Below are 14,794 nucleotides of genomic sequence, written 5' to 3' on the forward strand. Positions count from 1 at the left end.
GGCGATCGCCGACCGAGCCGACCCGATCGCCGCGGGGACTCACGCGGCGGGCCCGCGGATCACCTGAAATCGGCGGTGTCGCGGACTTTTCGATCACGGAAGCGCTGCGCGAAACCCTCGGCGTAGCGGGACGGCGCGGTGGAGGAGGTGGACTGCTCGATCACCCCGTCGTCGGCGATGTAGAAGAGGGCGCGACCGATGACGATCTCGCCCGGTCGGGTCGGCGCGAAGACCATCCAGCCCACGTTCAGCCGCTCGGCCACCAACTCCTCGACGGGATAATCGTCGGTGTCCAGACCCAGTCCGAGGATGTGTTCGCGGACCGCGAGGATCGCCTCCTCGCGCGGCAACTCCTCGGACAGTTCCAGCACCACTCCGGCCATCGACAGTTGATACAGCGCGCCGTCGATGTCGTCGGCCGGGTCGTCGAACAGGGCGGCCACCGTCGCGCGGGACACCACACCGGATTCCGCGGCGGCCACCAGATCGTCCGCCGCGGCGCGCTGCCGTTCGCTCGGGGCCGCGCTGACCACACCGCAGAGGACATCGGCGGTGGTCCGGGCCGACCACACGCCCGGCACCGCCGCGGTGAGCGCTTCCGCCGGCGCCGACTCGCCGCGGAACCAACTGTCGCGTTCCCACCAGTAGCAGAACGACAGCAGTCCGCGCGCCGCGCGCGAATTGAGCACCTGGTTGGCCACCCACGCCGGCGCGCCCGCGTACAGGTCGGGCATGGGCGCGCCGCCGTTGTAGGCGGCGTCGAGTTCGGGCGCGTTCCACACCCCGCCCGAGAGCACCGCGCGGCCGTCGGGCAGCACGTAGAGCGTCGCGCCGCTGCGCGATGCGCCTTCGAAAACGCCGAGCGCGGGCAGGATTCGCGGACCCCAGTCCGAGCCGACGGCGACGAAGGCCGCCGCGATCGTCGCCCAGCGCGCCCAGAGCACGGGCAGCGCGGGGAAGTCGGTGGTGCAGGGCTGGGCCACGACTCCGGCTTCCCGATCCGCGCGCGCTCGCGCCTGCGCCTGATGGGGGGTGCGCCACTGCCGATTGTCGTGGCCGATGTAGGCGGCCAACCAGACCGGGATCCGCTCGCGCGGGAAGGCCCGCAGATCGGTCGAATACGCCTCCGGGGTGAGCAATTGATCGTCGGGGAACGGTTCGTCGCCGTAGTCGTAGTCGACGTCGAGTTCACCGCCGGCGTCGAGGCGGACCACCATGCGCCACCACGGGCCGTCGCCGAGCCGGGCCGAGAGCTCACGCAGCCGCCGGACCAGATCGATGATCTCGCCGGCCGGTCCGAGCCTGGTCACCCGGTCGTCCTCGTCGCGGTAGTGGGTGTAGGCGACTCCGCCCGCGACCGTGATCGCGAAGAACGCTTCGAGGCGTTGCCAACCGGGCGGACCGGCGAGGGCGAGTTCGCCCGCGACCTCGTGTGCGAGGTCCGCGGCCTGCCGCTGGATCGAATCCTCCTCGAGCGAAGGGGATTCGCTCGGCCGCCCGTCCGTCGAGGGATTGCCCGACGCCGGGGCGGGCTGGTGGTGCGGTTGGTTCATGCGGTGCGGCCTCCTCCGGTTTCGCGATGGACGTGCCTCGACACCGACTCGGCCGAGTCTGCCCGAGTAATGTACAGATCGCGTTAAACCGTTGTTAAGTAGATATACACCGGTTTCGGTGGACGTTCGCGTCGGGCAGAGTTGTCCGCGGAAACGTGGCGGTGCGAGAAGTCGCGTGCCGTCGGGGAACACGTCGCCTTGTCGATGACGCAGGACCGAGCCCTTGGTGAGATGACGTGGTAGCGAGCAGGAATCCGGTCGAGAGCCCCTTCGAGTCCCGGCCGTCCCGGCGCAGTCCGCTGCGCCGCGGGCTCGGCCTGGTCGTGCTGCCCGAGGTGCCGCCGATCGAACCGGAGACGGCGGTGCTCGCCGAACCCGTGGTGCCGGAGGACAAACGGTTCTGCTGGAAGTGCGCGGGCCCGGTCGGTCGGTCGGACGGAAACCGCGCGGGTGTCACGCACGGCTGGTGCGCACAGTGCGGGGCGCAGTTCGGCTTCCGTCCCGCCCTCGCCGCGGGCGAGGTGGTCGCCGACCAGTACGAGATCCGAGGTTGTCTGGCGCACGGCGGTTTCGGCTGGGTGTATCTGGCCCGCGACCGTCGCGTGGGCGGACGGTGGGTCGTGCTGAAAGGGTTGCGCAATCCGCGCGATCCGGAAGCGCACGTGACGGCGCTGGCCGAACGCCAGTTCCTTTCGGAGGTCGTGCATCCCGCCATCGTGAAGATCTTCAACTTCGTGACCCATCGCGACGCCGGCTACATCGTGATGGAGTACATCGGCGGCCGCTCGCTGGGCGCGTTGCTCGAACAGCGCGGGGCGGAACCGATTCCGGTGGCCGAGGCCATCGCCTACGTGCTGGGAATCCTGCCCGCCCTCGACCACCTGCATGCACTCGGCCTGGCCTACAACGACCTCAAGCCGGACAACGTCATGGTGAGCCGGGACGAGGTCACGCTGATCGATCTCGGCGCGGTGGCCGCGTTGCGCTCCGGGGGCGTTCTGGAGGGCACGCCCGGATTCCAGGCTCCCGAGATCGCCCGGACCGGGCCCACGGTGGCCTCCGACATCTACAGCGTCGGCCGGACCTTGGCCGCACTGGCCCTGCCCGGCGGGTGGGACGCCGAGGAGCCGACGTCGAGCGCGCACCCGGAGTTCGCGATGCTGCTGCGTCGGGCCGTCCACGCGGACCCGCGGCGGCGCTTCGCCTCGATCGCGGCGATGTACCGCCAACTCGAAGGGGTGCTGCGGATCGTGCTGGCCCGCGACACCGGACGCGACCACCCGCAGGTGTCGGCGATCTTCGGCGCGGTGCGCACCGATTTCGGCGCGGCGGCGTTGCCGGACCTCGCGCTCGGCAACGGGCGCGCGCCGGGATTCACCGCGCGGGATCTGGCCGCCGCCCTGCCGATTCCGATGACCGACCCGGACGATCCCGCCGCCGACGTCCTCGCCGGCCGCGCGCACGCCGACCCCGGCCAGGCCCGCGAAGCGCTGCGGATCACCCGGGCCGTGCGCGGCGAGCCGACCGAATCGTTCGAGCGGGAATCCGCGCTGATCGAGACCAGGGTCCACCTGGACCTCGGTGCGACCGCCGCGGCGCGCGAGATCCTCGACGGTCTGCGGGCGGCGGACCCGACCGAGTGGCGGGTGGACTGGTTCGAGGCGATCCTCGCGCTGCGGACCGGTCGCCTCGGCCACGCCCACACGCGATTCGAGGTCGTGCACGCGATGGTCCCCGGCGAACTCGCCCCCGTGCTCGCGATGGCGGCGACCGCGGAACTGCTGGCGGCGGAGACCGTCGAACCCGAACGGGAGTCCTGGCGTCGCCGGGCCGCCGAGCGCTACCGCACGGTGTGGCGGACCGACGCGACGGTGGTGACCGCGGCGTTCGGGTCGGCCCGGTCGGCGATCGCCCTGGGCGAGCCGTCCGCCGCGCTCGAGGTGCTGCGGCGGGTGCGCCCGGAAACGCGCGGCCACGACATCGCCCGGATGGGCTTGGCCGCGCTGCTGGTCTCCCGCCCGGCGGCCGAACTGACCCGCGACGTCCTGGACGAGGCGGCCCGACAGTTGCCCGGCCTGCCGCACGATCGCCGACTCTTGGAGTTGCGGGCCGCCGTGCTGGACGGCGCGCTGCGGTGGTTCCGCGCGGGCGGGCGGGCGACGGACCCGGCGGACACCGTCCTCGGCTTCCCCTGCACCGAGCGCGGCCTGCGCGGCGGCCTCGAAGCGGCGCTGCGGGCCCTCGCGATGATCACCCCGAACCGGCGCGACCGCTTCGCCCTGGTCGACCGCGCCAACGCCGTGCGCCCGCACTCCTGGCTCTGAGCCCGCCGGCGCCTCCGGCGATCTGCGGAACTCAGGCGGTGACGTAGCGGAGCAGGTACGCGGTCCGGAAACGGCGGGTCTCGGTGAGGCGGAGACGGATACGTTCGTCGAGGGCGGGGAGCATCGGGGTGCCGCCGCCGAGGATGACGGGCATCTGGTAGAGCTGGTATTCATCGATCAGGCCGTGGGGGATCAGCGCGGCGGCGAGGTCCGCGCCGCCGACCTCGATCACGCCGTCGCCCTCGGCTTTGAGTCGGCGGACTTCCTCCACGGCGTTCTCGCTCACCAGCGTGCTGTTCCAGTGCACCTCCGACAGTGTCCGGGAGAACACGACTTTCGGTTTCCCGGTCCACAGCGCGCCGAATTCGCGTTCGATGGGCGGGGCGTCCGCGGCGACGTGCGGCCAGTATTCGGCCATCAACTCGTAGAGGCGGCGGCCGTGCAGCGAGATCTCGACGTCGCGGAAGCGGTCGTTGTGGAACTGGTGCAGTTCCTCGTCCGGGTCGGTCCAGTCGATGGAGCCCGCGCGGTCGTTGATGTAGCCGTCCAGGGACACGCTGAAGCCGTAGATCAGTTTCCTCATGTCGGGATAGACCTCCTGTGCGCGCGAAACTCATCGGACGGCGTCGATCCTGACAGAGATACGGCCGGTGTCAGGGCGAACGGACCGACAGTCCGGCCGCGCGTCCCGCGTGGGCGAGGACCTGTTCGAGCATCGCGGGCGTGAGGCGTCCGGTGAAGGTGTTCTGCTGGCTGACGTGGTAGCTGCCGAACACCTCCAGCGGCGCGCGGTCCGGGCGGGCCGGGGTCAGGCGCACCCGCGCGCCGTGCCCGAATTTCGGTCGGGGGCGCGGCACGGTCCATCCCGCGTCGGCCACCACGGGCAGCAGCGCCTGCCAACCGAAGCCGCCGAGGACGACGACGGAGCGGAGCGTGGGGGCCAGCAGGTCGAGTTCGATGTCCAGCCAGCCCCGGCAGCGGTCCCGTTCGGCGACGGTGGGTTTGTTCTCGGGCGGCGCGCAGTGCACGGGCGCGGTGATCCGGGTGCCGTACAGGCGCAGTCCGTCGTCGGCGCGCACGGCGGTCGGTCGGTTGCTCAGGCCGACGGCGTGCAGGGCGGCGAACAACACGTCGCCGCTGCGGTCGCCGGTGAACATGCGGCCGGTGCGGTTGCCGCCGTGGGCGGCCGGGGCGAGGCCGACGAGCAGCAGACGCGCGTCGGCGGGGCCGAGGCCGGGCACGGGGCGTCCCCAGTAGGTCTCGTCGCGGAAGGCGGCGCGTTTCTCGTGGGCGACCTGTTCGCGCCAGGCGACCAGGCGCGGGCAGGCCCGGCAGGCGATGACCGCGGCGTCCAGGTCGGCGAGGGTGTGCGGCCGGTCGCCGCGGGCCAGGACCGCCGCGGGGCCGCCGTCGTCGGTGCCGGGGGTCATCGTCGCAGCGTAGGGGGCGGGGGTCGCGGTCGGTGCGGCCGGGAGGTATCGAAGCGGTCACGTCCGGTCGGCCGCGGATCAAGATCGAACCGACCGGTTGCGACCGCGCGGCCGCCGACGGTAGTTTGCGTGGAGGTAGCTCGAGATCGCGATGGAGCGAGGTGGACATGACCGACGCGTGGCCCCATTCGATGAATTCCTTCGACGAGATCTTCCAGCGCTTCTTCGGCTCCGGTATGGCGGCGCAACCGCCGGTGCAGCGCACCGACCTGGGCAGACTGATGACCGACAACGCCAAACTGTTGGTCGCCACCGCTCGTGAGGCGGCCCTGAACTGGGGCAATCCCGAAGTCACCCCGGAACATCTGCTCTACGCGGCCACCGAGTCCGAGCCGGGCCGCAGCATCCTGACCGAACTGGGCCAGGACCCGGACAAGGTCGCCGAGCAGATGCGCACCCTGTCCGACACCGGCAACGCGAGCGAACCCGCCGACGGCACGATCGCGCTGAGCCCCGGGGCCAAGGCGGCCCTGCGCGCGGCCCAGCGCAGCGCGGCCGAATCCGGCAGCAGCTACATCGGTCCCGAACACGTCCTGCTGGGCGTGGCCGCGACCCCCGACAGCCCCGCCGCGCAGGTCCTGCTCTCGGGCGGACGCGCGCAGGTCTCGCCCGGCCGCGCGAGCAGTTCCACGCCCACGCTGGACCAGTACGGGCGGGATCTGACCGCCGAGGCGCGGGCCGGCAGAGTGGATCCCGTGGTGGGTCGCGCGCAGGAGATCGAGCAGACGGTGGAGATCCTGTCGCGCCGCCGCAAGAACAACCCCGTCCTGATCGGCGATCCCGGCGTCGGCAAGACCGCGATCGTGGAGGGGTTGGCCCAGCGCGTCGTCAACGGCGACGTGCCCGGCACCCTGGCCGACCGCCGTGTCATCGCCCTCGACATCGGCTCACTGGTGGCGGGCAGCAAATATCGCGGCGAATTCGAGGAGCGGCTGACCAAGATCCTCGACGAGGTGCGCGCGCACTCCGACGAGTTGATCCTGTTCATCGACGAACTGCACACCATCGTCGGCGCGGGCGGCGGCGCGGAGGGGGCGATGGACGCGGGCAACCTGCTCAAGCCCGCGCTGGCCCGCGGCGAACTGCACGTGGTCGGCGCGACGACGGTGGACGAGTACCGCACCCACATCGAGAAGGACGCCGCGCTGGAACGCCGCTTCCAACCGGTGCTGATCAGCGAACCGTCGGTGGCCGACACCATCGAGATCCTGCGCGGCCTCGCCGATGTCTACGAGGAACACCACCGGGTCCGCTACACCGACGAGGCGCTGATCGCGGCGGCCGAACTGTCCGACCGCTACGTCACCGACCGGTTCATGCCCGACAAGGCCATCGACCTTCTCGATCAGGCGGGCGCACGGGTCCGGTTGCGCGTCCGCACACCCGGTCCCGACCTGAAGTCCAAGGAGGACGACCTCGCGCGCCTGCGTCGGGAGAAGGACGCCGCGGTCGCCGCCGAGGACTACGAGCGGGCCACCGAACTCAAGGCCGAGATCGCCGCCGCCGAGGAGAGTCTGGCCGACGGCGAGGCCGGGGCCGAACCCGAGGTGACGGTCACCGATGTCGCCGAGATCGTCTCCCGCCACACCGGCATCCCGGTCGCGGATCTCACCGTCGAGGAGCGGCAGCGATTGCTCGGTCTGGAGCAGGCCCTGCACAAGCGCGTGGTCGGTCAGGACGAGGCGATCGTGGCGGTGTCGGAGGCGGTGCGCCGGGCCAGGGCGGGCATGAAGGATCCGGACCGGCCGATCGGGTCGTTCCTGTTCCTCGGTCCCACCGGCGTCGGCAAGACCGAACTGGCCAAGGCGTTGGCCGAGGCCGTCTTCGGCGATGAGGACCGCCTGATCCGCTTCGACATGAGCGAATTCCAGGAGAAGCACACGGTGTCACGCCTGGTCGGCGCGCCGCCCGGTTACATCGGCTACGACGACGCGGCCCAGCTCACCGATCGGGTTCGCCGCCAACCGTATTCGGTGATCCTGTTCGACGAGATCGAGAAGGCGCACCCGGACGTGTTCAACGTGCTGCTGCAACTGCTCGACGACGGCCGGGTGACCGATTCGCGCGGACGCACGGTGGATTTCAAGAACACGATCGTCATCATGACCAGCAACATCGGGTCGGATCTGGTGTTGGCCACCCCGGAGGGGGAGCGGGACCTGCTCGAACAGCGGCTCACCGAACGACTGCGCGAGCACTTCCGTCCCGAATTCCTCAACCGGATCGATGACACCATCGTCTTCCACCGCCTCGACAGCGAACAGATCCATTCCATCGTCGGCTTGGTGCTCGACGGCACGCGGCGGTTGCTGCGCGCCCAGGACATCGATCTCGACATCACCGACCCGGCCGTGGACTGGCTGGCCGATCACGGCTACCAACCCGAGTACGGCGCGCGGCCGCTGCGGCGCACGGTGCAGCGCGAACTGGACAACAAGCTCTCGCGGCTGCTGTTGGACGGCGCGCTGAGCTCGGGCGACACCGTCCGGGTCGACGCCGACGACGCCGGTCTGGAACTGGCCGCGGTGCACCACGACGGCGCGCGCACCTCCGAAGGGTCGGTGTAGTCGGGCCGTGTCACTACCGCGCCTTGCCCGCCGATGTGCGCTACCATCGCGGTGCCATGGTGGAACAACTGGCCGGTTCGGTGGAATCCGCTGGGGGAGTTGCGCATTGGGTAGAGAACAGACCGCTCGCAGTGCCGGGAGCGGTGGACGATGACCGATCCGCGCGAGGAGTTGCTGCGTCGCGTGCGGGACGCGCTGAGAGAACTGCCCGAGGACGAACGTCTGGTGCCGATGTCGCGCGCCCGGCAGCGCCAAGGGCCGCCGACGAGTTCGGGTGACCGCAACGCGTTGATCGACCTGTTCGCCGCCCGGTTGACGCACTACGGCGCCCGCGTGCACCACATCATCGAACAGGACATCCCCGACACCGTCGCGAAGGTGCTCACCGCTCAGGGCGCGCTGTCGGTGGTGGTGCCGCAGGGACTGCCCGAGGAGTGGACGCGCCCGTGGCTGGCCGACGAACGGCACGCCGTGATCGATGACAGTCCGTTCCTGCCGCAGGGGCAGTTGGCCGGGGCCGACGCGGTGATCACCACTTGCGCGGCCGCCGTCGCCGACGCGGGCATCATCGTGCTCGACGGCAGCGCGGGGCAGGGGCGGCGCGCGCCCACCCTCGCTCCCGCCTGCCACGTCTGCGTGGTCCGGGTCGACCAGGTCGGCGCGTCCATGCCGGAGGTCATCGACCGCCTCGACCATCGCAGGCAGATCACCTGGTTCGGCGGCCCCACCGCCGATTCCGAGGACGAGGGCGCGGGCATCGGGTCCGCCCGGCAGCTCATCGTGCTCGTGGTCGACTGAGGCCGCCTCGACCGGGGCGGCTCAGGTCAGCGGCGCGGTCCAGCGCAAGGTGGTGCCGTTCTCCGCGCCGCGCTCGATCGTGAACGAGCCGCCCAGGCGTTCGGCGCGCGCGGCCAGATTGGCCAGACCGCTGCGGCGGGAGAGCTGTTCGGGCATGCCCGCGCCGTCGTCACTGACCTCGACGGTGACATCGTCGCGGATGGTCAGCGTGACCGTGACCGAGGTGGCCCCGGCGTGCCGGATGACGTTGCTGACCGCCTCGCGCAGCACCGCCTCGACGTCCTCCGACAGCGGCGGCGTCAGCACCGACACCGGACCCGCCAGGCGCACGGTGGTGCGCAGACCGGTGTCGGCGGTCATGCCGCGCACCGCGTCGTAGAGGCGTTTGCGCAGTTTCGGCGCCTCGGCCCCGGTGGAGGAGTGCAGATCGAAGATGGAGTGCCGGATGTCCTGCACGATGGCTTGGATGTCGTTGATGGTGTCGGCGAGACGATCGCGCACCTCGGGCGCGTCGGTGCGGCCGACGGTGCCGCGCAGGGCCAGACCCACCGCGAACAACCGCTGGATGACGTGGTCGTGCAAGTCACGGGCGATGCGGTCGCGTTCGGAGAGCACGTCCAGTTCGCGCATGCGGCGCTGGGTGTGGGCCAGTTGCAGGGCCAAGGCGGCCTGACCGGCGAAGGCGGCCAGCATGGACTGGCCCGGCGCGTCCAGCGGCGGCACCTCGCCGGGGCGCACGGTGGTGAGCACGCCGATCACCGCCTCACCCGCGCGCAACGGCAGGATCAGCGCGGGGCCGTCCATGGTGGCGATGGTCGGCGGCACATAGCGCAGTTCGCCGACCGAATGCACCCGGCCGTCCCGGAACGCCGTCCCCGAATGCGAGGCGTCGACCGGAAGACGTTGACCCACCAGACCTTCCGATCCGGTGCCCGCCGCCGCCGCGATGACCAGTTCGGTGACCTCCGCGGGCGGGGTCTGCGGATCGACGGGCAGCGCGACGAAGGCGAACCCGGCCTCGGTCACCCGCACGGCGTGCTCGGCGACCAGTTCGAGCACCTCGTCGGGTTCGTCGCCCGCCAACAACTGCGTCGCCACGTCGAGGGTGGCCTCGAGCCACTGCTGCCGGATGCGGGACTGCTCGTAGAGGCGGGCGTTGGCGATCGCGATGCCCGCCGCCGCGGCCAACGCCTGGACCAGCACCTCGTCCTGTTCGGTGAACTCCTGGCCGTCGGCCTTCTCGGTCAGATACAGATTGCCGAACACCTCGTCGCGGACCTGCACGGGCACGCCCAGGAAGCTGCGCATCGGCGGATGGTGCGGCGGGAAACCCACCGAGGACGGATGGGTCGACATGTCCGCCAACCGGATCGGGGTCGGCTCGTGCAGCAGCAGGCCGAGCACGCCGTGACCGGTCGGCAGCGCGCCGATGCGCACCCGGGCGCGGTCGTCGATGCCCTCGTAGACGAATTCGGACAGGAATTCGCGGGTGGTGTCGGTGGCGCGCACGCCCAGCGCCCCGTAGCGCGCGTCCACCAGTTCGATGGCGGTGTGCACGATCGAACGCAGCGTGTTGTCCAGGTCGAGACCGGCGGTGACCACCAGCATCGCCTCGATGAGCCGATCCATCTGATCGCGGACGCCCACGATCTCGGCCATCCGGTCCTGCACCTGACCGAGCAGTTCGCGTAGTCGCGACTGCGCCACTCCCGGTTCGGGAATGCGGGGCAGGTTCATCCGCGCTCGCCGGGCGGCGCGCCGAGTTTGCTGGCCAGCACCGCCGCCTGGGTGCGGCGCTCGACGCCGAGTTTGGTCAGCAGGCGCGAGACGTAGTTCTTCACGGTCTTCTCCGCCAGGAACATCCGGCCCGCGATCTGGCGGTTGGTCAGACCCTCGCCGAGCAACCCCAGCAGCACCCGCTCCTGATCGGTCAGCCCGGCCAGCGGACCCGTGCGGCCCTCGGCCTCCGAGCGCAACTTGGCCATCAGCGCCGCCGCGGCGCGGTTGTCCAGCAACGACTTCCCCGCACCGACCGCGCGGATCGCGTCGACCAGTTCCAGCGTGCCGATGTCCTTGACCACGTAGCCGCTGGCCCCGGCGAGGATGGCGTCGAGCATGGCCTGCTCGTCGGTGAACGAGGTCAGGATCAGGCAGCGCGGATCGCGGTGACGCGAGAGCAGTTCGCGGCACAGTTCGATGCCGTTGCCGTCGGGCAGGCGCACGTCGAGCACGATGACGTCCGGACGCGCGGCCGGGATCCGCGCCATCGCCTCGGCGACCGTCCCCGCCTCGCCGACGACCTCCATATCGGGTTCGAGACCGAGCAGATCACCCACGCCGCGACGCACGATCTCGTGATCGTCGACCAAGAAGACGGTGATCATCGGCGCACTCCTTTCGGCGATCGGCCCGCCGGTCCAGCGTACGGAACGCGCGCGGGCCGGGAATACGGTGTTGGTCCCGTCTCAGGTGACCGAAGTCCCTTGACACCGACCGTACAACGCCGGCCGGGGTCGCACGGCCGCGCATGGTCCTTCCCGGCGGTGACGTTCGGCCCTGATCGCAGCGCCGCCGCGGCTGATGGCATGGGTGCGCACATCTCCCTCGACACCCGCACAGGCAGGAGCACCCCTTGGCACGCGATCTGACGCAGCGCGAGATCCTCGGCGAGTTGGAAGCCGTCGCCGCGACGTGCGTGAACCGGCACCTGGCGATGGCCAAGGACTGGCATCCCCACGACTACGTGCCCTGGGACGACGGCCGCAACTTCGCCGCCCTCGGCGGCCGGGACTGGGACCCGGAGCAGTCCCGGCTCAGCCCGGTCGCCAAGGCCGCCATGGTGACCAACCTGCTCACCGAGGACAACCTGCCCTCCTACCACCGGGAGATCGCCGAGAACTTCTCCCGCGACGGCGCGTGGGGGACCTGGGTGGGCCGCTGGACGGCCGAGGAGGCCCGGCACAGCATCGTCCTGCGCGACTACTTGGTGGTCACCCGCGGCGTCGACCCGGTCGCGCTCGAGCAGGCCCGGATGACGCATATGACCAGCGGGTTCTCCTCGGGGGCGAGCGGGGCCCAGATCGCCGACGGCGCGGCGTTCCTGTGTTCGGTGGCCTACGTGTCCTTCCAGGAACTGGCCACCCGCGTCACCCACCGCAACACCAGCAGGGTGTGCGCGGACCCGATCGCCGACCGCATGCTGCAACGCATCGCCGCCGACGAGAACCTGCACATGATCTTCTATCGGACCGTGTGCGGCGCGGCCCTGGACCTGGTCCCCGATCAAGCCGTCGAGGCCATCGACACCATCGTTCGGAACTTCCAGATGCCGGGGGCGGGCATGCCCGAATTCCGGCGCAACGGCGTGCTGATGGCCAAACACGGCGTCTACGATCTGCGCCAGCACCTCGAGGACGTGCTGCAACCGGTGCTGCGACAGTGGAATCTGTTCGAGCGCACCGACTTCGGGCCGCGCGGCGAACAGGTCAGGGAACGGCTGGCCGCCTTCCTCGACGATCTGGCGACGGTGCGCGTCCCGCGCTTCGAGGAGCAACGCGACCGCGCGCTGGCCAGGGAGCGCGCGCGGGTCTAACCGGTGCGCGGTGCGCCGAGCAGGACCGCGAGCACCTGCCGGAGACGGTCGACATCGCCGTGGATGCCCGCCGCCCGGTCGTTGTAGAGGAACGCCTCGCCCAGGCGGACCAGCGCGTAGGCCAGCAGCGCGGGTTCCAGCGGCGGGTCGTAGCCGTCCTCGCGGCGCACCCGCTCGATCAGGTCCACCACCGCCGCGACGATATGCGGTTGCACCGGTCCGTCGCCCGCGGTGATGACCCGCAGGCCGGACAGCGGTTCGTGTTCGAAGTAGCGGCGGAACGGTTCGTTGTCCGATTCCCAGCGGGCCACCCGGTCGAAGACCTCGAGCACGCGGGCCGCGCCGCGGGTGCGGCAGCGGGCGTCGGCGCGGTCGAGCATGCGCCGGTGTTCGGCGACCAGCATCGCGCCGAGCAGTCCGTCCCGCGAGCCGAACCACCGGTAGATCGAGGCGCGGCTGAGGCCGAGTTCGGCGGCGATCGCCTGCACGTCGACGCGTTCGCCCGCGAGGAAGGCGCGGCGGGTGAGATCGAGCACCTGTTCCTTGGTCGCGGAGGCCGGTCGTCCCGGGGATCGGGTCGGGGTCTGCCGCGTGGAGATGCTCATCGCGAAAATGATACACGGCCGGACTCATGTATCGAACACGTGAGTCGGCGAGTCGGCGCGATTGACAGCGTAGCGCCGATCCCGACCCACGTCATCCCGCCGTTCCGCCTACCGCGACACCAGACCCATCGGTCGGATATCCGCTCCGCGCGGGTCTCCGCTCGATACGATCGTCGTCCGGGACGATCCCTGCGACGTGAACGAGGGCCGGATGACAGGTCAGCGCGCCAACCGAACATCGCGTCCCCGCCGCGGCGCGGCCGTCGCCTGCTGTACGGCGAGCTTCGCGGTCGCCGCCCTGCTGTACCCCGCGCCCGTCGCCGCCACGGCCACCAGGATTGGCATCTACCCCGACATCAACTACGGGCCGCTCACCAACTACGGCACCGGATGCGCCTACACCGTCGAAGCGCGGCTCACCTCCGCCGTCGGCCCCGTCTCCTTCTACGACAACGGCGTCCTGTTCACCACCGTCCCGCCCACCGGCGGCGTCGCCATCGTCGCTTGGAGCCCCGCCTACCGCGGCCCGCACACCCTCGCCGCGAGCCAGTCCCCCGAGGACGGCACCCTCGCCACGGTCACCGTCGAAGTCGGCGTCGGCCTGCCCATCGGCACCTCCTGCCTGGTCCTCTGAACGCTGGCCCGCGCGGTCAGGCTGGTGGCGGGGTGATGGCGCGGGGGAGGAGTTCGAAGACGAATTCGGAGTCGCCGATGCGCACGACCACGCCGTGGGACAGGGCCATGCTGTCGATGACGCGGTGGCCGTCGACGAAGACGCCGTTGGAGGACAGCAGGTCCTTGATGACGTAGGCCAGGCCGGTGTCCACGACCACCGCGTGGTGGCGGCTGACGCGGCCGTCCTCGATGGTGATGTCGTTGTCGCGCAGGCGGCCGATCCGGGTGAAGCGGCCGCGCACCGGGTAGCGGTGGCCGTTCTCGTCGCGCAGCGCGGCGAGCAGATCGCCCGCGTGCTGGTCGACGATGGTGGTCATCCTGGTCGCCGACGCCGCGCCCGCGACATCGGCGGTCAACGGTTCCTGACGCAGGATGCGGGCCTCGAGGTCGCGGATCGGCGGACCGGGATCGATACCGAGTTCGTCGGCGAGCGTGGTGCGCAACCGCCGGACCGCGTCCAAGGCGTCGGACTGGCGGCCGTCGACGTAGAGGGCGGTGATCAACTGCTGCCACAACGGTTCCCGCAGCGGATGCTCGGTCACCAGGTGCGACAGTTCCGAGACCACCGCGGCGGCCCGACCCTGGGCGATATCCGCCTCCGCGCGGGCCTCCACGACGGTCATGCGGTCGTCGTCCAGGACCGTCGCGTAGGCGTCGGCGAAGGCCAGTCCGCGCAGATCCGCGAGCACCGGACCGCGCCACTGGTCCAACGCGAGGGTCAGCAATTCGCTCGCCACCCGGAACCGGCCCGCCGCCAACGCCCGCATCCCGGCCTCCTTGCCGCCGGCGAAGCGCCGCACGTCACTGCCGTTCTCCGCCACCGTCACCCGGTAGCCCGCCCCGACCTGGGCGAGTACCCCGCGCGCGTCCAGACCGGCCTCGCGCAGCGGCTTGCGCAGATTGGACACGATGGTGTGCAGGCTGACCCGCACGTCCGGCGGCGGGTTGTCCTCCCACACCGCCTGCGCCAACGATTCGACCGACACGGGCCGATCGGCGTTGATCACCAAGCAGGCCAGCACCGCCCGCTGTTTCGGACCGCCCAGCGGTTGCGCCGAACCGTCCACGGTCAGTTCCACCGGCCCGAGCACCCCGAACCGCGCCCGCTCCTCAGCCATGCGGGACCACCGCGCCCGGCCGGTACCGGATCGGTGCGCGCTGCCGAATTCCAGCCATGCCGAACTCCTCAC

Annotated in this window: 12 protein-coding genes; 5 read left to right on the plus strand and 7 right to left on the minus strand. The window is 71.0% G+C overall.

Translation table 11 applies throughout. The annotated features are described in order from the left end of the window. Positions 1 to 59: 59 nt before the first annotated feature. A complete protein-coding gene (locus tag ON30_RS36055; RefSeq protein ID WP_245554005.1) occupies positions 60 to 1,553 on the minus strand; it encodes a hypothetical protein in 1,494 nt (497 codons plus the stop codon). A 236-nt stretch (positions 1,554 to 1,789) separates the two neighbouring features. Here ON30_RS36055 and ON30_RS11610 point away from each other — a divergent pair, with 236 nt between their 5' ends. Then, positions 1,790 to 3,877 carry a serine/threonine-protein kinase gene (locus ON30_RS11610; RefSeq protein WP_051029201.1) on the plus strand — a complete coding sequence of 696 codons (2,088 nt, stop codon included), beginning with the start codon at positions 1,790 to 1,792 and terminating at the stop codon, positions 3,875 to 3,877. A gap of 31 nt (positions 3,878 to 3,908) precedes the next feature. Here the strand turns inward: ON30_RS11610 and ON30_RS11615 are convergent, their stop codons facing one another. Continuing rightward, positions 3,909 to 4,460 (minus strand): dihydrofolate reductase family protein, encoded by a 552-nt coding sequence (locus tag ON30_RS11615; RefSeq protein ID WP_040706522.1) that lies wholly within the window; start codon positions 4,458 to 4,460, stop codon positions 3,909 to 3,911. A gap of 70 nt (positions 4,461 to 4,530) precedes the next feature. After that, positions 4,531 to 5,307: a uracil-DNA glycosylase gene (locus tag ON30_RS11620; protein WP_051029202.1), complete on the minus strand. Its 777-nt coding sequence runs from the start codon at positions 5,305 to 5,307 to the stop codon at positions 4,531 to 4,533. A 167-nt stretch (positions 5,308 to 5,474) separates the two neighbouring features. Here ON30_RS11620 and ON30_RS11625 point away from each other — a divergent pair, with 167 nt between their 5' ends. Beyond that, positions 5,475 to 7,934: an ATP-dependent Clp protease ATP-binding subunit gene (locus ON30_RS11625; protein WP_040706581.1), complete on the plus strand. Its 2,460-nt coding sequence runs from the start codon at positions 5,475 to 5,477 to the stop codon at positions 7,932 to 7,934. A 150-nt stretch (positions 7,935 to 8,084) separates the two neighbouring features. After that, on the plus strand, positions 8,085 to 8,732 hold the full coding sequence (locus tag ON30_RS11630; protein WP_040706524.1) for a LutC/YkgG family protein: 648 nt from the start codon (positions 8,085 to 8,087) through the stop codon (positions 8,730 to 8,732). A gap of 21 nt (positions 8,733 to 8,753) precedes the next feature. Here the strand turns inward: ON30_RS11630 and ON30_RS11635 are convergent, their stop codons facing one another. Further along, positions 8,754 to 10,469, minus strand: a complete 1,716-nt coding sequence (locus ON30_RS11635) for a sensor histidine kinase (protein WP_040706526.1) — start codon at positions 10,467 to 10,469, stop codon at positions 8,754 to 8,756. After that, on the minus strand, positions 10,466 to 11,116 hold the full coding sequence (locus ON30_RS11640; RefSeq protein ID WP_040706528.1) for a response regulator transcription factor: 651 nt from the start codon (positions 11,114 to 11,116) through the stop codon (positions 10,466 to 10,468). Before ON30_RS11640 ends, ON30_RS11635 begins: the two co-directional genes overlap by 4 nt. A 248-nt stretch (positions 11,117 to 11,364) precedes the next feature. On the opposite strand from ON30_RS11640, the gene ON30_RS11645 reads away from it, so the two are divergent. After that, on the plus strand, positions 11,365 to 12,324 hold the full coding sequence (locus ON30_RS11645) for an acyl-ACP desaturase (protein ID WP_040706531.1): 960 nt from the start codon (positions 11,365 to 11,367) through the stop codon (positions 12,322 to 12,324). Here ON30_RS11645 and ON30_RS11650 read toward each other — a convergent pair. Beyond that, positions 12,321 to 12,929: a TetR/AcrR family transcriptional regulator gene (locus tag ON30_RS11650; protein ID WP_040706533.1), complete on the minus strand. Its 609-nt coding sequence runs from the start codon at positions 12,927 to 12,929 to the stop codon at positions 12,321 to 12,323. The genes ON30_RS11645 and ON30_RS11650 overlap by 4 nt on opposite strands. Before the next feature lie 211 nt (positions 12,930 to 13,140). On the opposite strand from ON30_RS11650, the gene ON30_RS11655 reads away from it, so the two are divergent. Then, positions 13,141 to 13,563: a hypothetical protein gene (locus tag ON30_RS11655; RefSeq protein ID WP_157183699.1), complete on the plus strand. Its 423-nt coding sequence runs from the start codon at positions 13,141 to 13,143 to the stop codon at positions 13,561 to 13,563. 16 nt (positions 13,564 to 13,579) lie between these two features. Here ON30_RS11655 and ON30_RS11660 read toward each other — a convergent pair whose 3' ends face one another. Next, entirely contained in the window at positions 13,580 to 14,722 is a 1,143-nt protein-coding gene (locus tag ON30_RS11660) for a BTAD domain-containing putative transcriptional regulator (protein ID WP_040706536.1), read from the minus strand. Positions 14,723 to 14,794 lie beyond the last annotated feature (72 nt).

The organism is Nocardia takedensis NBRC 100417 (assembly GCF_000308695.1).
Classification (GTDB): Bacteria; Actinomycetota; Actinomycetes; order Mycobacteriales; family Mycobacteriaceae; genus Nocardia; species Nocardia takedensis.

Excerpts from the sequence above, each read along its gene's own strand:
- ON30_RS11655 (WP_157183699.1), top strand. The coding sequence starts at position 13,141 with ATGACAGGTCAGCGCGCCAACCGAACATCGCGTCCCCGCCGCGGCGCG.
- ON30_RS11635 (WP_040706526.1), bottom strand. The coding sequence starts at position 10,469 with ATGAACCTGCCCCGCATTCCCGAACCGGGAGTGGCGCAGTCGCGACTA.
- ON30_RS11615 (WP_040706522.1), bottom strand. The coding sequence starts at position 4,460 with ATGAGGAAACTGATCTACGGCTTCAGCGTGTCCCTGGACGGCTACATC.
- ON30_RS11620 (WP_051029202.1), bottom strand. The coding sequence starts at position 5,307 with ATGACCCCCGGCACCGACGACGGCGGCCCCGCGGCGGTCCTGGCCCGC.
- ON30_RS11650 (WP_040706533.1), bottom strand. The coding sequence starts at position 12,929 with ATGAGCATCTCCACGCGGCAGACCCCGACCCGATCCCCGGGACGACCG.
- ON30_RS11625 (WP_040706581.1), top strand. The coding sequence starts at position 5,475 with ATGACCGACGCGTGGCCCCATTCGATGAATTCCTTCGACGAGATCTTC.
- ON30_RS11630 (WP_040706524.1), top strand. The coding sequence starts at position 8,085 with ATGACCGATCCGCGCGAGGAGTTGCTGCGTCGCGTGCGGGACGCGCTG.
- ON30_RS11640 (WP_040706528.1), bottom strand. The coding sequence starts at position 11,116 with ATGATCACCGTCTTCTTGGTCGACGATCACGAGATCGTGCGTCGCGGC.
- ON30_RS11660 (WP_040706536.1), bottom strand. The coding sequence starts at position 14,722 with ATGGCTGAGGAGCGGGCGCGGTTCGGGGTGCTCGGGCCGGTGGAACTG.
- ON30_RS36055 (WP_245554005.1), bottom strand. The coding sequence starts at position 1,553 with ATGAACCAACCGCACCACCAGCCCGCCCCGGCGTCGGGCAATCCCTCG.